We start from the raw sequence: 19869 nt of genomic DNA, 5'->3' as shown, positions 1-19869 counted from the left end.
GAGCGGACCTCGGAGCCAGGCATGACAGTGACGATCGGAATCGCGCGCGAGACCGCGCCCGGTGAGCGGCGCGTCGCCGTCACCCCGGAAACCTGCAAGAAGCTGGTCGCCGCCGGCGCCACGGTGCGCGTCGAACGCGGGCTGGGCGATGGCGCGCACTTCCCGGATGCCGCCTATGCCGAAGCCGGCGCGCAGCTTGTCGACGGTATCGACGACGCATTGGCGCAGGCCGACGTGGCGCTATGCGTGCAGCCGCCCGAACCCGCTGCGATCGCGCGCCTGAAGCGCGGCGCGGTCCTGGTCGGCAGCCTGCAACCGGACGCCGACCCGGCGCGCGCCGAAGCGCTGCGCGCGAACGCGATCGTGGCTTTCCCGCTCGAACGCCTGCCGCGCACCACCCGTGCGCAGGCGATGGACATCCTCAGCTCCCAGGCCGGCATGGCCGGCTACAAGGCGGTGCTGATCGGCGCGCAGCTGGCGCCGCGGTTCTTCCCGATGCTGACCACCGCGGCCGGCACGATCCGGCCGTCGAAGGTGTTGATCGTCGGCGCCGGCGTCGCCGGCCTGCAGGCGGTGGCCACCGCCCGGCGCCTGGGCGCGCAGGTCGAGTGCTTCGACGTGCGCCCGGAAACCCGCGAGCAGATCGAATCGCTCGGCGGCAAGTTCCTCGACCTGGGCGTCAGCGCCGCGGGCGAGGGCGGCTATGCGCGCCAACTCACCGACGAGGAACGCGCCGAGCAGCAGCGCCGGCTGGGCGAACACCTCAAGGGCATCGACGTCATCGTCTGCACCGCGGCAGTGCCGGGGCGCCCGGCGCCGAAGATCATTTCCGCGACGATGGTGGCCGGGATGAAGCCGGGCAGCGTGATCGTCGACCTGGCTGCCGAAACCGGTGGCAACTGCGAGTTGACGCAACCCGGGCAGACCGTCGAACACGGCGGCGTGGTCATCGCCGGCCCCCTGAACCTGGCCAGCAGCGGCGCTCTGCACGCCAGCGAGATGTACGCGCGCAACGTCTTCAACTTCGTCTCGTTGCTGCTCAAGGACGGCGCGCTGGGTTTCGACTGGAACGACGAGCTGCTCGCGAAGACCGCCTGGCCGGGGCCGCCGGCCGCCTGACCGCTGCTTTATTTGTAGGAGCGGCTTCAGCCGCGAGCTTTTCGAACGGCGATGTCGCCCTGGAAGAGCTCGCGACTGAAGCTGCTCCTGCAGAAGCGAATAAAAGGCCGGCCGATTCGCGGACGCCGGCTCAGTCCTCTGGCGGCGGCGGGTTCTGCTCGACCCACTGGCGCCGCTGTTCGGGCGTCATCCCGTGCCAGCGATCGCGCAGTTCCTTGCGCTGTTCGGGCGACATGCCGCGCATCTGCTGGAACAGTGCGCGCGCCTGCTCCCGCTGTTCCGGATCCATGTGGCGCCAGCGCTTCATGCCGCGATGCGCGCGCTCGCGCTGTTCGGGCGTCATGTCCTGCCAGCGCCGGGCGTGTTCGTACATGCGCGCGCGTTTCTCCGGATTGTCGTTCCAGCGCGCGCGCATCGGTGCGATGAGCGTGTCGCGCTGCGATTGCGTGAGTTGTTCCCATGCCGGCATCGGCCTGGCGTCATCCTCGCCGGCTTGCGGTGGCGAGGCCAGCGCGCTGCATGGCAGCAGCAGGGCAAGGGCGAGTGTGGTGAAGGTTCGCATGGCTTACTCCATGGCCAGGGCGTAGGCATCGTTGGATGCCAGCCACAGGTAGAGGTCGGGATTCTCGTCGAGCACGGCATCGATGTCGTCGCTGTTGTCGGCAACGACGTTGGCGGCGGCGGGAGGTGCCGGCAACGGCGCCGGATCATGCCGCAGCTGCAGGCCGACCATCAGTGCCAGCGCGGCGGCGAACGAGGCCGCCAGCGGCCAGCCGAAGCGATGCGCTGCGGGCCGCACGGTCGAAGTCGTGCGCGCACGCTGCTGCAGCTGCAGCCGGGTGCGCCCGGAAATCCGCTCGGTGGCGACTCCGTGCAGCTGCCGCATCGCCGCGTCGAAGCGTGCGTCGCGGTTGTCTTGGTTCATGCGAAATCCTCCAGTTGCCGTTGCAGCGCCGCGCGTGCGCGCGACAGGTGGGTTTTCACCGAACCCTCGCTGCATTTCATGATCCGTGCCGTATCGGCGACATCGAACTCCTCCAGCACGCGCAGCGTGAACGCCTCGCGCTGGCGCCGCGGCAGTTCGCGCAGCGCCGCCAGCAGCCGGCCGTAGGCCTCGCGCCCGTCGTGCGCGCGCGACGGATCCGGCCCGTCGTCGGCCCAGTCGAGGCTGGCGTCCTCGCCGCCGGGGCCGCTGCTGCCCAGCCAGCCCAGCCGGAACGTGCGCCGTCGCTGTACGTCGATGATGCGGCTGCGCAGGATGCTCCAGAACAGCGGCGTCCATTCGTCCGCCGGGCGCTCGCGGTAGGCCAGCATCTTCATCATCGCTTCCTGCACCGCATCCATCGCGTCCTCGCGGTGGCGCAGGCCGGCCTCGGCGAAGCGGAAGGCGCGTGCGCCCACGCCGGCCAGGAAGCCGTCGAGGGTGACGGCCACCTGCGCGGCGGCGGCGCCCGCGGCGGCGGGATCGACGATGGCGTTGGCATCGGTACTCACCAGGCCGAGCTTAGCGGCAGGGCGGGCAACCGCGGCTGTCCCGGCCGCGGGCCGACGTGCCGCGCGGTGGGGCGCGGAGCGGGGCTGGCGGTCGTGGAGCGTGGCCTCGGGCATGTCATCGGGCATCGCGGCGTGGAAACTCCCATGGGAACGCCCCGCCGCCTGCCGGGTTGACAGCACCGGCCGGCAAGCTTCGACGGGAACCTGCGGCCCGCGGCCGGCCGGTTATGATGCGGGCAACTGGGATGGGGAGAGCGGCGATGGAAGACGGTTTCGTGGCGCTGTACATCTTCATGCTGGCGGCGATCGCCGGCAACGTGATCATCGCGCGGGTGCCGGTGATCCTGCACACGCCGCTGATGTCGGGCAGCAATTTCATCCACGGCATCGTCCTGATCGGCGCCATGGTCGTGCTCGGCCACGCCGACACGCCGCTGGAAAAGGTGATCGGATTCGTCGCGGTGCTGCTCGGAGCGGGCAACGCCGCGGGCGGCTACGTGGTCACCGAGCGGATGCTCGACATGTTCAAGTCCAGCAAGAAGCCGGCCGCGCAGCCGGAGGCAAACTCGTGAGCTGGACGCTGCCGGAAGTGCTGCTGCTGGTCGTCAAGGCCAGCTATCTGGTCGCCGCGACGCTGTTCCTGCTGGGCCTGCAGCGCATGGCCTCGCCGCTCACCGCGCGCAGCGGCATCCGCTGGGCCGGGCTGGGCATGGTGATCGCCACGGTGGCGACCCTGTTCGTGCCGGGCCTGCACAACCTCGGGTTGATCGTCGCCGCGACCGTGATCGGCATCGCGCTGACCTGGTTCTGGGGCAAGAAGGTGGCGATCACCGACATGCCGCAGATGGTGGCGCTGTTCAACGGCATGGGCGGCGGTTCGGCCGCTGCGATCGGCGCGGTCGAGCTGCTGCGCTTCGCCGGCGTCGGCGCGGCGCCGTCGAAGACCACGCTGGTGCTTGGCGTGCTCGGCGCGCTGATCGGCTCGGTGTCGCTGTCGGGTTCGGTCATCGCCTGGGCCAAGCTCGACGGGCGCATGGACAAGCGCTATACGTTCCCGGGGCAGCAGCTGTTCAACGCCGCGGTCGCGATCGCGACGGTGATACTGGGCGGCATCGTCGTGCATTCGCTCGGCGTGCCTGGCTCCGCACAGGCGTTCATCATCGCGTTCTTCATCGCCGCGCTCGCGCTGGGCGTGCTGATGACGCTGCCGATCGGCGGCGCCGACATGCCGGTGGTGATCTCGCTGTACAACGCGCTGACCGGCCTGGCGGTGGCGTTCGAAGGCTACGTGCTCGGCAACGAGGCGCTGATCATTGCCGGCATGATGGTCGGCGCGGCCGGCATGCTGCTCACGCGCCTGATGGCCAAGGCGATGAACCGCTCGATCAAGAGCGTGCTGTTCTCGAACTTCGGCGGTGGCGGCGAGGCGCAGGAGATCACGGGCTCGCAGAAGCCGATCGAGGCCGGGGACGTCGCCGCGATGATGGCGTTCGCCGAGCGCGTGGTGATCGTGCCCGGCTACGGCATGGCCGTGGCGCAGGCGCAGCACAAGATCTGGGAGCTGGCGAAGAAGCTGATGGATCGCGGGGTGAAGGTGAAGTTCGCGATCCATCCCGTCGCCGGGCGCATGCCCGGGCACATGAACGTGCTGCTCGCCGAAGCCGGCGTGCCCTACGACCTGATCGTCGACATGGAAGACATCAACCCCGAGTTCGCCAACACCGACGTGTCGCTGGTGATCGGCGCCAACGACGTGGTCAACCCGGTGGCGAAAACCGACCCGGCCTCGCCGATCTACGGCATGCCGATCCTCGACGTGGTGGATTCGAAGAACACCATCGTCATCAAGCGCGGCAAGGGCACGGGCTTCGCGGGGATCGAGAACGCGCTGTTCTACGCGGACAACACTCGCATGCTCTACGGCGACGGCGCCGAGATGGCCAACGCGCTGGTCAGCGAACTCAAGGCGCTCGACGGCGGGCACTGAGACGGCGGATCGGCCGACGCCCTGTCAACTTCGGCGGGGCGGCTGTGCCGGATTCGGGGTTTGGTTGCGTTCGGCGCGAACGCCGGGGCCGGGATCGAGCAGGCGCTGCACTGGTCGCGCGAGTCAGGACGCGGTGTTCCCGTGCTCAGCGCGAAGCGACCGCTGCGATCACCAGCGCCGCGCCCCACCAGGCGAACTCGACAGGGCCGTTCGCGAGCAGCGTCAGGGTCCAGATGAAGTCCGGGCCGAGCCGGAACATCGACTCCCACGGCAGCAGCGCCATCGACTTGCCGACCTGCCCCGCGACGATGCCCCAGTTGGCCAGTGCGATCGCAAGCGCGGTTCCGAGCACGGCGCAGGCAGCGCGCGGCCAGCCCGGCCGCATGCGCCCCAGGCGCAGCATCAGGGTGACGTCGAGCGCGGCGACCACCGCCAACCAGCCCAGCTGCCGGTCGCTGGCGAGGGCCAGCAGCACCCACGCCGCGGCAATGCCCAGGCTGCCCAGCAGCAGCAATGCGAGTGCGGGCACGGGGCCGCGGAATCCGGTACGTGGGGGCATGGGCCAGCCAGTGGGACGACAGCCCGACAGCATACCGTCGGCGCGGCGATACAATGGCGTCCTTGCGCGGCGGCTGGCCGCCACCGTCCTGGGCCTGTCACGCCTTCCCGGCGAAAGCGACCCTGCGGACCGCATTCCACACAGGCCCACGACCGACCATGTATTCCCGCAGCAGCGAACCCGTCCGTTTCGAACGCGACTGCACCGCCGTCCTGGTGCCGCAGGGCGATGTCGTGACCCTGCCGGCCGGCAGCGTCGGCTACATCACCCAGGCGCTCGGCGGCAGCTACACGGTGTTCGTCGAGGGCAACCTGTTCCGCATTGCCGGCCCGGACGGGGACGCGATCGGCAAGGAGCCGGCCGAGCCGCTGTCGCTGCCCGATGACGCCAGCGACGACGCGGTGGAAAAGCTGGTGTGGCAGCAGTTGCGCACGTGTTTCGACCCTGAAATCCCGATCAACGTGGTCGACCTGGGGCTGGTCTACGAGGCCAACGTCACCCAGGGCGACGACGGCAAGCGCCTGGTGGAAGTCAAGATGACGCTCACCGCGCCCGGCTGCGGCATGGGCGACATCCTGGTCGACGACGTGCGCAGCAAGCTGGAAATGATCCCGACCGTCACCGAGGCCGACGTCGAACTGGTGTTCGACCCGCCGTGGAACCGGGCGATGATGTCCGACGCCGCCAAGCTCGAAACCGGGATGCTGTAGCGCCGGTCCGGCGCCCGGGATTCCACCCGGGCGCTGGGTTGTTCGATTCTTCCGCCGGCCAATGCGCACCATCGGGCGCCGGCCACTGCCCGCGATCGCGGGAATCCGCGACTTGCGCAGTCCTGACGGGCTGCCCGCTCCCTTCGTGCCCGATGGCGCGCGTCCCTGCGCGCGACCCGGCCGCGCACGTCAATCCGCAGGCTCCGGGGCTGGCTGCGGGTTCGCCATCGAGCGTGAGGTTGGTCACAGATCAATCAATTCCTCGCTGCAATTTCAGTGTGAACGTCCGCTGAGTTGCCGTTTTTCGTCAGTATCAGGACGCACAGGGTCATGTTCCGGGGGATGTCCGGGGCGGTGTTCGATGGTGGCGGAACCCTCTTTTCGCGGCTGGCCGACGGCTTGCGGCTGAAGCGGCAGTCCGCGCATCGAAGCCGGATGCTGTGTCCATGGGGTATCGCGGGACTGTTCTCCAAACCGGTCCCGCGCTTGGTTCCACTTCTTCGATGAAGGAGGTTCGTGCGGCAAGAAGCTGCGGAAGAAGCGATGGGCATCCATCGCGCCACGGGGTCCACGAAGACGCCGGGGGCGTCCGGCACGCGCCGGATATCAGGACAGCAGCAGGGATGCGACGGCTGGAAGGGGGTGGCCGTGCGCAGTCGTTGGAAAGCAAGAGAGGGGCCGGCCAGGCGGCCGGTCGCGTGTCCAACCATCGGGAGATCCACTTACGTGATCCACTCAAAGAAGCGTTCCCTACAGCTCGTCACACTCACGCCGCTGGCGTTCGCCTGCATGGCGATGTCCGCCCAGGCCGCCACGCGGACCAACCTGCACCACGAGGATGTTTCCAGCATCAATGCGCGCTACGCGCAGGCCAGCGTGGCGATCGGCATCAGCAAGCAGGCCAGCATCCGCCACGCGGAGATGCTGGGCCTCGGCCAGGATTCCGCGCTGGCAGTGCTCAGTACCCGCACCACCCGCAACGGCGTGCGCAACACCCGTTACCAGCAGACCTTCCGCGGCGTGCCGATCTACGGCGAGCACGTGGTGGTCAGCGAGGACGCCAACGGCGCGATCCGTGCGCTGTTCGGCCGCAAGGTCGGCGGCCTCGAAAGCGAACTGCCGGCGGTGGCCGCGAAGGTCAGCGGCGCGCAGGCGCTTGCCGCCGCCAAGCGCGCCGCGCTCGGCAGCCGCCTGCTCGCCATGCGCGTGCAGGGCGAGCAGGCCCGCCAGGTCATTTTCGTCGACGACAACAACCGCGCCCACATGGCCTGGGAAGTGTCCTTCTTCGCGGATTCCGCGAAGGGCGGCTCGCCGACCAGCCCGAAGGTGATCGTCGACGCCGCCAGCGGCGCCATCCTCAAGCAGTTCGACAACCTGAAGAACGCCGAGATCGGCACCGGCCCCGGCGGCAACGAGAAGACCGGCCAGTACGAGTACGGCACCGACTTCGGTTTCCTCGACGTCGAGGAAAACGGCACCACGTGCACGATGAACAGCGCCAAGGTCACCACGATCAACCTCAACCATGGGGAGACCGGATCCACGCCGTGGAGCTATACCTGCCCGCGCAACACGGTCAAGGCGATCAACGGTGCGTTCTCGCCGCTCAACGACGCGCACTTCTTCGGCCACGTCGTGTTCGACATGTACAGCGACTACCTGCAGACCTCGCCGTTGACCGGCAAGGTGACGCTGAAGGTGCACTACAGCACCAACTACGAGAACGCGTTCTGGGAGCCGGCCACGCAGACGATGTACTTTGGCGACGGCGCCAGCATGTTCTATCCGCTGGTGGGCCTGGACGTGCTCGCGCACGAGGTCTCGCACGGCTTCACCGAGCAGAACTCGGGCCTGGAGTACTCCGGCCAGTCCGGCGGCATCAACGAATCGTTCTCCGACATCGCCGGTGAAGCCGCGGAGTTCTACTTCAAGGGCGGCAACGACTTCCTGGTCGGCGGCGAGATCTTCAAGGCGCCGGGCGAGGCGCTGCGCTACTTCGAGGATCCGACCCTGGACGGGATCTCGATCGGCAGCGCCAACGACTACTACGACGGCCTGAACGTGCATTACTCGTCGGGCGTGTTCAACAAGGCGTTCTACCTGCTCGCGCACACCGCCGGCTGGGACACGCAGAAGGCGTTCCTGGCCTTCGCCGGTGCCAACCGCGACTACTGGACCCCGGACGTGAATTTCTATGACGGCGCGTGCGGCGTCGAGACGGCCGCCGAGGACCTGGGCTACGCCAAGGCAGACGTGACCGCGGCCTTTGCCGGCGTCGACGTCGAATGCGGCGGCGGCCCGCCGCCCGACCCGGATCCGGTCGCGCTGGAGAAGGGCGTGCCGGTGACCGGCATGGAGATCGCCAAGGGACACGCGCTGCGCTACACGCTCGAAGTGCCGGCGGGCGCGGCGAACCTGTCGTTCACCATCTCGGGCGGCACCGGCGACGCCGACCTGTACGTGAAGTTCGGCGAAGAGGCCACCGACACGGTGTACGACTGCCGCCCGTACAAGGCCGGCAACAGCGAGGTGTGCGAGTTCGCGGCGCCGTCGGCGGGAACGTACTACGTCCGCGTCAAGGCGTATTCGTCGTACAGCGGCGTCTCCCTGGTCGCGAACTATGACGGCGATGGCGGCGGCGACCCGGGCGGCGGCGACGAGGTGCAGACCTACACCAACGGCGACGACTTCGTGATCTACGATCGCGGTTCGTTCCGCAGCCCGGTCACGGTGGCTGATCGCACGGGTTCCGGGCTGGCCGAAACCCAGGTGAAGGTGGACATCACGCACACCTACATCGGTGACCTGAACGTCGACCTGATCGCGCCGGACGGCAGCGTCTACAGGCTGCACAACCGCACCGGCGGCAGCAGCAACAACATCAACAAGACCTACACGGTCGATCTGTCCGGTGAAAGCCTCAATGGCGTGTGGAACCTGCGCGTCAAGGACAACGGCAAGGGCGACACCGGCGTGCTCAACAGCTGGAGCGTGACCTTCTGATCGCATCCGGTCCCGGCCAGGACGGCCGGGGCCGGCTTCGTCGAGGAGGCAGGGATGCCTGGGCGGGCGGGGACTTCCCCCGCCCGTTCGCATGTCCGGCCCCTGGAAACCGTGTCCGGTGGCCGCTCAGGACAGGCCGCTGCGTGCCAGCGCCGCGCGCAGCGGATCGAGCAGTTCGCGGTAGCGGCCGGTGCGGGCGGTATCGGATTGCAGCGGCTGCCGGACCTGGGTCGCGCTGGCGGTACGCACGCTGCGCCGTGCGTCCTTGAAGGCCAGGCAGGCCGGGTCGAAGGGCAGGCCGCACGCATCGAGCAGCTCGCGGATTGCCGCGTCCGGGTCGTGCAGCAGGGCCTCGTACGATTGCAGGTGCACGTGGCCGGGATCGCGTTCGCGCCAGGTGTCCATCGCACGCTGGCTGTCGCGCATGAAAGCTGCGATGTCGCCGAAGTCGCAGGAAAAATGCGGCAGCCGGTAGAAGTGCTGCCGGTAGCACGACCACGCGGTTTCGATCGGGTCGCGGCGGGTTTCGAGCACCGTTGCGCCGGGCAGCATCGCGCGCAGCACGCCCGCGTGCAGCCAGTTCTCCGGCATCTTGTCGGTGAAGCGCGGACGTCGCTCGCGCCAGCGCGCGGTGCGCTGCAGGTAGTCGCGGCCGAGCCGTTGCCAGTCGTCGGCATCGGCCTGCGCGATCCACTCCGGGAACGCCCGTTCGCGCCGGGCCGACTCCTCGTCCAGCACGTAACCAAGGTCGGGCAGTTCGCTCGCACCTTCGACCTGCGGATGGGCGGCGAGGATCTGTTCGAACAGCGTCGAGCCCGAGCGCGGCATGCCGGCGATGAAGATCACTTCGCTGCCGAGCGCCCGATCGATGGGCGCCGGCAACCGCGCGGTGGCGGCGATGATCGCGTCCACGCGCGCGCTGAAGGCGGCCGCATCCCACGGCGCTTCGCTGCGCAGGCGCGCGTTGGCCGACTGCAGTGCGGCGAATGCTTCGTCGTGGCGGCCATGGTCCTCGCAGACCTTGCCCAGCGCGTAGCCCATCGCGACGCGATCGGGTTCGCCGATGTCGGCGCGGCCGTGGTTGAGGGCGAGCTGCTCGCGGTCTTCGCCGGACAGCGGCCGGGTCTTCATGTTGGCCAGCCCGCGCCACGCATCGCCGCAGGCGGGGTTGCGCCACAGCGCCTCGCGATAGTGCGCGTCGGCCTCGTCGAAATGCCCGGCGTGCACCAGCGCGTCGCCGAGCAGGATGCGCGCGGGCATGAAATCCGGGGCCAGTTCCACCGCGCGCGACAGCATGGCGATCGCGTCGGTGGTGTGGCCTTCGAGCTGCAAGTCGCGGCCGAGGTTGTACCAGGGCATCGGGTGTCTCGGCGCCAGTTCGCATGCCTTGCGCCAGCTGGCGCGCGCGGCAGCCTGGTCGCCGCAGCGCTGCTGGGCGTTGCCCAGGTCGATCAGCACCAGGGCATCGTCGGGCCGCTGCTCATGCGAGCGCTGCAGCGCGTCGCGCGCGAGGTCGTGGCGGCCGCTGGCGTTGTGCGCGATGCCGGCCAGGCGCAGGGCTTCGGGGTGCTCCGGCGCAATGGCGAGGACCTCCCCGGTCAGTCGCAGCACCGCCATCGCATCGCCTTGCCGGATCGCCTGCATCGCCGCGTGCATCCGTTGCACCGCCTCTGGCGGAAGCGCCGCGAGGCGCGGGTCGATGGCGTGAGAGTTCGGTGGGGAATGCGGCATTGCAGCGCCGGGGATCGGGGAGCACCGATGATAAGTGGCCTCGACCGGCGATGCCCGGCTGCGGAATGATTGCTGCCGCTCGCTGGGCCGTGCCGGTCCGCGCCAGCGATCTTCGCGATCCGGCTGCTCGCTGTGCCAAGGCGCTTGCGGCAGCGCCCGCGCAGGACGCCGGCTGTGCCATGGCGGCTGGTGAAGCCGGCGGGTAGCGCCTCGCCGTGAATGCGCGTCCCGGATTAGTTCCGCATGTAACCGTCTACATTCCGGAATCGGGAGATCCATCACGATTAGCGCGCGGAAATTGCTGCACTTGCAGCGTGAATATTTTCCGGGCTGTCATTTATCGTCAATACAGGACGCATTGCGTCATGCGTCTGTTCCCGGTGGACGGGGTTCGACACGATCCACCGGTTCTCCGCCAGCGGCGGTCCTTCCAGCACGAGGCTACCCATGCGCGGCCTTTTCCGGAGCTTGGCTTCAAGCCGGCCACTGCCGGTAGTCCCGGCGCTCGAGGCGCCCGGCGTCGCGGCGCGGGAAGCGGGTCGTGCGTGCGGGGGAACGCGGCCGGGGGCAGCGCCGACGGAAGCGTGGGTGCGCATTGCGGGACATCTGTCGGACCCATCAACGATCGATATCTGAAGAAGCTGCGGGGACCTGGACCAGCGGGCGGGGGGCCGTCGCCGCTGGTGGCTCGGGTCCGGAGAAAAGCAGTGCTCAAGCCGGACGCGGGCGATGCAGGCCCGTGCCGGTGCAGTTGGAAAAGCGTCGAGAGAGGTCGCCATGCAGGCGATCGACATATCCAACCATTCGGGAGAAATGCAATCGTGACCCATTCCAGCAACCATCCGCTCGCTCTTTTCGTGGCGACGCCGCTCGCGCTCGCGCTCGCCGCGGTTTCGGCCCAGGCTGCAACCCGCGTCGACCTGCAGAAGCAGGACGTGGCAGCGATCAACAGCCAGTACGCCAACGCCAGCGTGGCGATCGGCGTCAGCAAGCAGGCCAGCCTGCGCCATGCCGAGATGCTCGCGCTCGACGCGCATTCGGCGCTGTCCGTGATCAAGGCCCGCACTGCAGAGAACGGCGTGCGCAACTATCGCTATGCGCAGACCTGGAACGGCATCCCGGTGTACGGCGAGCAGATCGTCGTCAGCGAGGACGCCAACGGCCAGGTGCGCGCAATGTTCGGCCGCAAGGTGACGGGCCTGGAGAGCGAACTCCCGGCGTCGGTCGCACCGAAGCTGACCAGCGCGCAGGCACTGGCCGCGGCCAAGCGCGCGACCCTGGGCAACCGCCTGCTGGCGATGCGCGTGGAGCGCGAGGAAAGCCGGCAGATGGTCTTCATCGACGACAACGACCGTGCGCACATGGCGTACGTGGTGTCGTTCTTCGCCGATGCCGCCAGGGGCGGCAGCCCGACGCGCCCGGTGGTGATCATCGACGCCAACAGCGGCCGCATCCTCAAGCAGTTCGACAACCTGCAGAACGCCGAGATCGGCACCGGCCCCGGCGGCAACCAGAAGACCGGCCAGTACGAATACGGCACCGACCACGGCTTCCTCGACGTCACCCAGAGCGGCAGCACCTGCACCATGGACAACGCCGTGGTGAAGACGGTGAACCTCAACGGCGGCACCAGCGGCAGCACCGCGTTCGGCTACACCTGCCCGCGCAACACGGTGAAGTCGATCAACGGCGCCTATTCGCCGCTCAACGACGCGCACTACTTCGGCAAGATTATCTTCGACATGTACGACGCCTACGTCGGTTCGGCGCCGTTGACCTTCAAGCTGACGATGAAGGTGCACTACAGCAGCAACTACGAGAACGCGTTCTGGGACGGCTCGTCGATGACCTTCGGCGATGGTGCCAGCACCTTCTATCCGCTGGTCAGCCTGGACGTGTCCGCGCATGAGGTCTCGCACGGTTACACCGAGCAGAACTCCGGCCTGCAGTACAGCGGCCAGCCCGGCGGCATGAACGAGGCGTTCTCCGACATGGCCGGCGAGGCCGCCGAGTACTTCTTCAACGGCGGCAGCAACGACTTCCTGGTGGGCGCGCAGATATTCAAGGGCAGCGGCGCGCTGCGCTACATGGCCAACCCGCCGCAGGACGGGCGTTCGATCGGCCACGCCGATGATTACTACAACGGGCTGGACGTGCACTACTCATCGGGCGTGTACAACAAGGCGTTCTACCTGCTGGCCAACAAGAGCGGCTGGAACACGCAGAAGGCGTTCCAGGCCTTCGCGCGCGCCAATCGCGACTACTGGACCGCGAGCAGCAACTTCAACCAGGGCGCCTGCGGCGTCGAGACCGCGGCCACCGACCTGGGCTTCACCAAGGCCGACGTGACTTCCGCATTCGCCAGCGTTGGCGTCAGCTGCGATGGCGGCACCGGCCCCGGCCCGAATCCGGACCCGGGCACCGTCGTGCTGAGCAAGGGCGTCCCGGCGACCGGCCAGTCCGGTTCGTCCGGCACGTCGCTGACCTACACGCTGGCCGTGCCGGCCGGCGCGTCGAACCTGGTGTTCACCATGTCCGGCGGCAGCGGCGATGCCGACCTGTACGTGAAGTTCGGCAGCGCGCCGACCGACAGCTCCTGGGACTGCCGTCCGTACAAGGCCGGCAACAACGAGAGCTGCACGTTCGCCGCGCCGTCGGCGGGCACCTACCACGTGCGGATCAAGGGCTACTCGGCGTTCTCGGGCGTGAGCCTGGTCGGTGACTACGCCACCGGCGGCGGCGGTGGCGGAACCCAGACCTACAGCAACTCGGCCGACTACGCGATCAGCGACTACGCCACGGTCAACAGCCCGATCACGGTGTCCGGCCGCAGCGGCAAGGCGTCGACGAGCAGTTCGGTGAGCGTGAACATCAAGCACACCTACATCGGTGACCTGAAGGTGGACCTGGTCGCGCCGGACGGCAGCGTGTACGGCATGCACAACCGCACCGGTGGCAGCGCCGACAACATCATCGCCACCTATACCGGCGACCTGTCGAGCGAAAACCTCAACGGCACGTGGAAGCTGCGCGTGACCGACTACGGTTGGGGCGACACCGGCAAGATCGACAGCTGGAGCATCACGTTCTGACCTGCAGTACAGGGGCCCCGGTCGGTCGACCGGGGTCTCTTTTCCGCGTAAGCGGGCCTAGCGGCCGGCGGGGCAGGATGCCTGCCGATCGGCATGGCCCGCTTTGCGTGCGTTCCGGCCCGGCCTTTCCGGCGGCCAGCCCCCTCTGCATCCCTGTCCCGAACAATCCGGTCTGCCGTTCCGCGCGGCGGGCCGCCAAGGAGCCATCCCGATGAAACCGTATTCCCTGCTCGCCGGCCTGCTTGCCGGCGCGTTGCTGTCCGGCGCGCCCGCCGTGCACGCCGGCGCATCCCCGCACGACCACCACGCGGACGAAACCGCCGCGCTGGCGCGGTCGGCCGATCCGTTCGCGCCGGTCTACATCGTTGCCTCGCACGAGACGTGGCGCGGCGGCCTGCAGGCGATCGCCCGCGACGGTGTCGAGCGCCGCGACAGCGTCGGCACGGCGCTGATGCTGGCCCGGATCCAGGCCAACCAGCTCGCCGAGGTCAGCCACCTGGTGCACACGCGCGAGAAGCGCTGCGGCGGCTACTTCGCGTTCCCGACCCGCGAGGAGGCGGAAGCCTTCCTCGCCGCCGACCGCTCCGCACTGGCGCGCAGCGCCGTATCCGTCGCCGACTACACGGTCGACAACCAGGCCACCGTCGGCCCGTGGCTGCCGCAGGTGAGCGAAGCGAACATCCGCGACACCATCGAGCACCTGTCCACCGCCTGGCCCAACCGCTACTACAGCAGCACCCACGGACAGGCCGCGGCGGAATGGATCCGCGACACCTGGCTGGCGCTGGCCGGTGGCCGCAGCGACGTGAGCGCCGAATTGTTCACCGGCTGCAGCGACTGTTCGACCCAGCCATCGGTGATCCTGACCGTGCAGGGCACCGAACTGCCCGGTGAAGTCGTGGTGCTCGGCGGGCACCTGGACTCGATTTCCTACGCCGGCAGCGGCGACAACATGGACGCACCCGGCGCCGACGACGACGCCTCGGGCATTGCGACCCTGACCGAAGTGATCCGCGTCGCGCTGGCCAGCGGCTGGCAGCCGAAACGGACGGTGAAGTTCATGGGCTACGCCGCCGAGGAAGTCGGCCTGCGCGGCTCCAACGCCATCGCGCAGTCGTTCCAGGACCAGGGCGTCAACGTGGTCGGCGTGCTGCAGCTGGACATGACCAACTATGCGATCGGCGCCAGCGACGACATGCAGCTGGTCACCGACTACAGCAACGCCGGGCTGCAGCAGTTCGTGCGCGACGTGTTCGACGCGTACCTGGCGCCGCTGGGCCTGACCCGCAGCACCTACACCTGCGGCTACGCGTGTTCGGACCATGCCTCGTGGACCAGCGCCGGCTTCCCGTCGGCGATGATGTTCGAGGCCGGCTTCAACAACGACATCCACACGCCCGACGACACCCTGGCGAACATGGGTGGAAATGCCTCGCCGAGCGTGCCGTTGGCCAAGCTCGGCCTGGGCTTCCTCGGCGAACTGGCCAAGACCGCGGGCGGCGGCGCCGAGAACGCCCCGCCGGTGGCGGACTTCAACGCGGCGGTCGATGGCCTGTCGGTCGCGTTCACCGACGCTTCGAGCGACAGCGACGGCAGCATCGTTTCACGCAGCTGGGACTTCGGCGACGGCGGTACTTCCACCGATGCGAACCCGGTCCACGCCTACGCGGCGGCCGGCACCTACGACGTGGCGCTGACCGTCACCGACGATTCTGGCGCCATCGGCAGCAGGACGCTGGCGGTGACCGTGGAAGCAGGCGGCGGCGGTGGCGCGCTGGAGAAGGGCGTGCCGGTGACGGGCCAGTCCGGCAGCGCGGGCCAGTCGCTCGCTTACACGCTTGAAGTGCCCGCCGGCGCCTCGAACCTGGTGTTCACGATGTCCGGCGGCAGCGGCGACGCCGACCTGTACGTGAAGTCCGGCAGTGCGCCCACCGACAGCACCTACGACTGCCGGCCATACAAATCGGGCAACAGCGAAGCGTGCACGTTTGCATCGCCTGCGGCCGGGACCTGGCACGTGCGGATCAAGGGCTACTCGGCGTTCTCGGGCGTGAGCCTGGTGGGCGACTACGGCGTCGACAGCGGCGGTGGAACGACGCAGGTCTACGCCAACACCGATGACGTCGCGATTGGCGACTACGCGACGGTGTACAGCGCGGTCACGGTATCCGGTCGCGGCGGCAAGGCGCCGGCGTCCGCGCAGGTCGATGTCGACATCCGGCACACCTACACCGGCGACCTGCGGGTCGACCTGGTGGCGCCGGACGGCAGCGTGTACCTGCTCCACAACCGCAGCGGCGGCAGCAGCGACAACATCATCCGCGCCTACACCGTCGACCTGTCGGCCGAGAGCCTCGACGGCACCTGGCGCCTGCGCGTCAGCGATCGCGGTCGGGGCGACACCGGCAGGATCGACAGCTGGAGCGTCACCTTCTGACGGGTAGCGCCTTTGGAGCAATGGAATCCCGGCAAGAGCCGGGATTCCTTTTTTCCTGTAGGAGCGGCTTCAGCCGCGAGCTTTTTGCGGCGTGCCGGCAAGCAATCGTGTCGCGCCGCGGGCATTGGCCACACGTGCCCTGACGCCCATTCAAGCGCCGATTGGCTGCTTGCCCGTCATCGCCATCAAAAGCTCGCGGCTGAAGCCGCTCCTACCAAAGGCAGTGTGCGGGGCGATCGGCCCTCAGATCGCCTCGAACCGGTTCGCGTCCACGTTCTTGCGCACCTTGAGCGGATCCCAGATGCGACCGTTCATGGCGATGTAGACCCCCGGCGCGAGTGACTGCACCGCGCCGACCGCGCAGCCGATGTTGAACTCGGCGTCCGAGCCGCGGAAGCGGGCCGGGTTCAGTGCGCCGGTCAAAACAATGGTCTTGTCGGCAATCGTGGCAAGCACCTTGGCGGTGTCGACCATGGTGTCGGTGCCGTGTGTCACCAGCACCTGCCGCGCCGGCTGCGCGGCGATGGTCGCGCGCAGCAGCTCGCGGTCTTCGGCGTTGATGTGCAGCGAGTCCTTGCGGATGATCGGGATCACCCGGAAGCGGAACGCGACGCCCAGCTCCTCGAGGATGCGGCCGATCTGCGGCTCGCCGACCTGGTAGTCGGACTTGTCGTCGAAGTACACCTTGTCGATGGTGCCGCCGGTGGTGACGACGAGAAGCTCGTCCATCCTGTTCATCCTGTACTGCAATGGGAACGTGGTTGCGGTTGTTTTGGAAGCGGCCCTGGCTGCTCCCACCGGCGTGGATTCTAGCGCCCGAAGCGAGCGCGCAGCCCGGGCCAGTTCGCCGCCGCGATGATCACCAGCGCCAGCACGATCTCTGCCCAGGCGTAAGCGCCGTCGGCAGGCCGGCTCCAGGCCACCATCACCCCGTGCGAAAACCAGAACAAGCCGAGGACGCCGGCCCAGAATCCGCCCTTCGACGCGGTCGTGCCGCCGCGCAGCACCGCGGCCAGGGCAAGCAGCGGCGGCAGCGTGAACACCAGCATCGCGGCGAGGCGGTGGCGGTCGTCGTGGAACCACAGCGCGAACAGCAGCGACAGCGCGAACAGCGCGGCCGCCAGCACGATGCGTGACGTATCGCGCCCGGTCATGCCAGCTTCGCCGCGATCGTGGCCACGCGCCGGCCCAGCGCGCGTGCCAGCTGCGCTTCGTCGTCGCTGGGCTGCGGATCGTCCTGCAGGCCGGAGACGTGGCTGGCGCCGTAGGGCGTGCCGCCGCTGCGGGTGGTGTTGAGCGCCGCCTCGGTGAACGGGATGCCGACGATCACGCAGCCGTGGTGCAGCAGCGGCACCATCATCGTCAGCAGCGTCGATTCCTGGCCGCCATGCATCGTCGCGGTGGAAGTGAACACCGCCGCCGGCTTGCCGACCAGCGTGCCGCTGGCCCACTGCGCGCCGAGGCCGTCGATGAAATGCTTGACTGGCGCGGCCATGTTGCCGAAGCGGGTGGGGCTGCCGAGGATCACGCCCGCGCATTCGTCCAGGTCGCTGGCCTGCACGTAGGGCGCGCCGTCCTCCGGCACCGGCGGCGCGGCGACCTGGGTGGCCGCTGCGACCGGCGGCACGGTGCGCAGCCGGGCGGACATGCCGTCGACTTCGCCGATGCCGCGCGCGACGTGGCGTGCGAGGCGGGCGACCGAGCCGCCGCGGCTGTAGTAGAGGACGAGGATGTCGGGCATGGCGTTCGCCGCGGTGCGGAAATGAACGCATTGTCGCAGGTCGGGGGAGGTGCGTGCCGCCCTTCGCCCTTTGCTACCCTTCGCCCGATGGAGCCGCTCGACACCCTCTACCGCTGGAGCGAACGCATGCACGACCGCGCGCGGACGGGGACGTTCCTGCGCTTCCTCTGGCGCCGGTTCCTCGACGACCGGCTGTTCGAATCGGCCGGCGCGCTGTCGTTCACGATGGTGTTCGCGCTGGTACCGCTGTCGATGGTGGTGTTCGGGGTGCTGTCGGCATTCCCGGTGTTCAACAAGTGGAGCGACCAGCTCAGCGACTACATCTTCTCCAACTTCGTGCCCGGCTCGGCGCGCGCGATCGAGGGCTACCTGCGCGAGTTCTCGCAGAACACCGGCCAGCTCACCACGGTCGGCGTGATCGCGCTGGTGGCGTCGCTGCTGATCACGCTGGTCAGCGTCGAGGCCACGTTCAACAAGATCTGGCGGGTGAAGACCGCGCGCCCCAAGTTCAGCCGCTTCCTCGTCTACTGGACGGTCTTGACCCTCGGCGCCCTCGTGGCCACCGCCAGCCTCGCGCTGTCCACGCGTTTCTTCGCGCTGGGCATCTTCAAGACCGCGTCCGGGCAGTGGCTCGAAAGCGTGATGCTGCAGCTGGCGCCGATGGTGATCGAATGGCTGGCCTTCACTGCAATCTACCGGGTGGTGCCGCATCGCACCGTGCAGTGGCGACACGCCATCGCCGGGGCGGCGCTGGCGGTGCTGCTGCTCGAATGCGTCAAATGGGGCATCGGCCTGTATCTGGGCAGCTTCGGTGCCTACGCGAAGATCTACCAGAAGCTCGCCTTCGTGCCGATCTTCCTGCTGTGGATCTACTTCGGCTGGGTCTCGATCCTGCTCGGCGCCTCGTTTGCGTCGTCGATCTCGGCCTTCCGCTACCAGCCGGCCTCGATGCGGCTGCCGATCGGGCACGAGTTGTACGGCCTGCTGCGCATGCTCGGGCGCTTCGCGATCGCGCGCCAGGCCGGCAAGGGCCTGCACAGCGACCAGATCCAGGGCATGGAGCCGATGCTCACCGACGCCCTGGTGCAGCAGATGCTGGCGCAGCTGAGCGAGATCGGCCTGGTCACCCGCGCCGAATCCGGCGAGTGGCTGCTCGCGCGCGACCTCGACGACCTGTCGCTGGCCGAGCTCTACGAGGCGTGCAACCTGCGCATCCCGATCAACGAAGCGCACCTGCCATGCCGCGACGATGCGCTGGGCATCAACGCCATCCGCACGCTCGACGAGTTGCGCATCCCCTTGCGTGAACTGCTCAAGCGCCGCGTCTCCAGCCTCTACGACCTCCCCCGGGAACCATCATGAACCACCGCCACCTGATCGCCCTGTGCCTGCTCGCCGCAGTGCTCGTTGCCTGCAAGCGGCCCGCGGACGACGCAACGGCGCCATCGCCCGAAGCGGCGCAGTCGCAGGCGCCCGTCGCGGATGCCGCGAAAACACCGGAAACACCGGAAACACCGGAAACACCGCCGGCGGCCGAAGCCGCCGGCAAGCCGGAGATCCCCACCCTGCGCACCACCACCCTCGACGGCAAGCCGTACGACCTGGCCCAGCATCGCGGCAACTGGGTGGTGGTGAATTTCTGGGCGACCTGGTGCGCGCCGTGCCGCAAGGAGATGCCGGAGCTGTCGGCGCTCGACGCCATGCGCCAGCACGTCGAGGTCATCGGCCTGGCCTACGAGGACATCGATCCCGCGGAGCTGCGTGCGTTCCTCGAGAAGCACCCGGTGGTCTACCCGATTGCGATCGTCGACGTCTACAACCCGCCGGCCGACTTCACCACGCCGCGCGGCTTGCCGATGACCTACCTGATCGCGCCCGACGGCAAGGTGGCCAGGCAGTTCCTCGGCCCGGTGAGCGCCAGCGAGATCGAGGGCGCGATCGCCGCCGCTGGCGGCCCAGCCGTGGAACCCGAGGCGGCAGCCAAGGGCTGAGAGCT

17 protein-coding genes are annotated in these 19869 nt (G+C 68.6%); 9 read left to right on the top strand and 8 right to left on the bottom strand.

The genetic code is table 11. The features are described from left to right. The first annotated feature begins 21 nt into the window (after window positions 1-21). Window positions 22-1119: an NAD(P) transhydrogenase subunit alpha gene (locus H570_RS0110445; protein ID WP_027080685.1), complete on the top strand. Its 1098-nt coding sequence runs from the start codon at window positions 22-24 to the stop codon at window positions 1117-1119. A 130-nt stretch (window positions 1120-1249) separates the two neighbouring features. Here H570_RS0110445 and H570_RS0110440 read toward each other — a convergent pair whose 3' ends face one another. Genes H570_RS0110440 through H570_RS0110430 form a run of 3 tightly spaced genes read right to left on the bottom strand, consistent with a single transcriptional unit; the run spans window position 1250 to window position 2613 of the window. Then, a complete protein-coding gene (locus H570_RS0110440; RefSeq protein WP_027080684.1) occupies window positions 1250-1681 on the bottom strand; it encodes a DUF3106 domain-containing protein in 432 nt (143 codons plus the stop codon). Window positions 1682-1684: 3 nt separating this feature from the next. Continuing rightward, a complete protein-coding gene (locus tag H570_RS0110435; protein ID WP_027080683.1) occupies window positions 1685-2044 on the bottom strand; it encodes a hypothetical protein in 360 nt (119 codons plus the stop codon). Beyond that, complete coding sequence (locus H570_RS0110430; RefSeq protein ID WP_425411561.1) at window positions 2041-2613, bottom strand: RNA polymerase sigma factor; 573 nt, start codon at window positions 2611-2613, stop codon at window positions 2041-2043. Before H570_RS0110430 ends, H570_RS0110435 begins: the two co-directional genes overlap by 4 nt. Before the next feature lie 260 nt (window positions 2614-2873). Between H570_RS0110430 and H570_RS0110425 the strand changes: the two genes are divergently transcribed. Then, the gene (locus H570_RS0110425) at window positions 2874-3185 is read left to right on the top strand and encodes an NAD(P) transhydrogenase subunit alpha part 2 (protein ID WP_027080681.1); all 312 of its coding nucleotides are present in this window, start codon (window positions 2874-2876) and stop codon (window positions 3183-3185) included. Continuing rightward, window positions 3182-4600: an NAD(P)(+) transhydrogenase (Re/Si-specific) subunit beta gene (locus tag H570_RS0110420; RefSeq protein WP_027080680.1), complete on the top strand. Its 1419-nt coding sequence runs from the start codon at window positions 3182-3184 to the stop codon at window positions 4598-4600. Before H570_RS0110425 ends, H570_RS0110420 begins: the two co-directional genes overlap by 4 nt. A 145-nt stretch (window positions 4601-4745) precedes the next feature. On the opposite strand, the gene H570_RS0110415 is transcribed toward H570_RS0110420, so the two are convergent. Next, on the bottom strand, window positions 4746-5129 hold the full coding sequence (locus H570_RS0110415; protein ID WP_156899947.1) for a hypothetical protein: 384 nt from the start codon (window positions 5127-5129) through the stop codon (window positions 4746-4748). Window positions 5130-5317: 188 nt separating this feature from the next. Between H570_RS0110415 and sufT the strand changes: the two genes are divergently transcribed. Next, window positions 5318-5869, top strand: a complete 552-nt coding sequence (gene sufT / locus H570_RS0110410) for a putative Fe-S cluster assembly protein SufT (RefSeq protein WP_027080678.1) — start codon at window positions 5318-5320, stop codon at window positions 5867-5869. A gap of 726 nt (window positions 5870-6595) precedes the next feature. Continuing rightward, window positions 6596-8872: a M4 family metallopeptidase gene (locus H570_RS17210; protein ID WP_169447762.1), complete on the top strand. Its 2277-nt coding sequence runs from the start codon at window positions 6596-6598 to the stop codon at window positions 8870-8872. A gap of 126 nt (window positions 8873-8998) precedes the next feature. Here the strand turns inward: H570_RS17210 and H570_RS0110400 are convergent, their stop codons facing one another. Beyond that, window positions 8999-10528, bottom strand: coding sequence for a tetratricopeptide repeat-containing sulfotransferase family protein (locus H570_RS0110400; protein ID WP_245559590.1), 1530 nt, complete (start codon window positions 10526-10528; stop codon window positions 8999-9001). 896 nt (window positions 10529-11424) lie between these two features. Here H570_RS0110400 and H570_RS0110395 point away from each other — a divergent pair. Both H570_RS0110395 and H570_RS19215 read left to right on the top strand, forming a co-directional pair. After that, window positions 11425-13695, top strand: coding sequence for a M4 family metallopeptidase (locus H570_RS0110395; protein ID WP_156899946.1), 2271 nt, complete (start codon window positions 11425-11427; stop codon window positions 13693-13695). Between the two features lie 211 nt (window positions 13696-13906). Further along, on the top strand, window positions 13907-16132 hold the full coding sequence (locus H570_RS19215) for a M20/M25/M40 family metallo-hydrolase (protein WP_051176303.1): 2226 nt from the start codon (window positions 13907-13909) through the stop codon (window positions 16130-16132). Window positions 16133-16375: 243 nt separating this feature from the next. On the opposite strand, the gene H570_RS0110385 is transcribed toward H570_RS19215, so the two are convergent. From H570_RS0110385 to wrbA, 3 genes are all read right to left on the bottom strand, one after another. Beyond that, entirely contained in the window at window positions 16376-16861 is a 486-nt protein-coding gene (locus H570_RS0110385) for an asparaginase domain-containing protein (RefSeq protein ID WP_027080675.1), read from the bottom strand. A gap of 80 nt (window positions 16862-16941) precedes the next feature. Continuing rightward, window positions 16942-17286, bottom strand: coding sequence for a DUF2069 domain-containing protein (locus H570_RS0110380; RefSeq protein WP_027080674.1), 345 nt, complete (start codon window positions 17284-17286; stop codon window positions 16942-16944). Then, on the bottom strand, window positions 17283-17873 hold the full coding sequence (gene wrbA, locus H570_RS0110375) for an NAD(P)H:quinone oxidoreductase (protein WP_027080673.1): 591 nt from the start codon (window positions 17871-17873) through the stop codon (window positions 17283-17285). Before wrbA ends, H570_RS0110380 begins: the two co-directional genes overlap by 4 nt. An 87-nt stretch (window positions 17874-17960) precedes the next feature. On the opposite strand from wrbA, the gene H570_RS0110370 reads away from it, so the two are divergent. Continuing rightward, window positions 17961-19235: a YihY family inner membrane protein gene (locus H570_RS0110370; protein WP_027080672.1), complete on the top strand. Its 1275-nt coding sequence runs from the start codon at window positions 17961-17963 to the stop codon at window positions 19233-19235. Next, entirely contained in the window at window positions 19232-19864 is a 633-nt protein-coding gene (locus H570_RS17200; RefSeq protein WP_051176302.1) for a TlpA family protein disulfide reductase, read from the top strand. The genes H570_RS0110370 and H570_RS17200 overlap by 4 nt, the downstream gene beginning before the upstream one ends. Window positions 19865-19869: the final 5 nt, after the last annotated feature.

The sequence above is a fragment of the Luteimonas mephitis DSM 12574 genome (assembly GCF_000422305.1).
Lineage (GTDB): Bacteria > Pseudomonadota > Gammaproteobacteria > Xanthomonadales > Xanthomonadaceae > Luteimonas > Luteimonas mephitis.
Note: the sequence above shows the minus strand (reverse complement) of the source record. Positions and strands in the feature narration are given on the sequence as shown.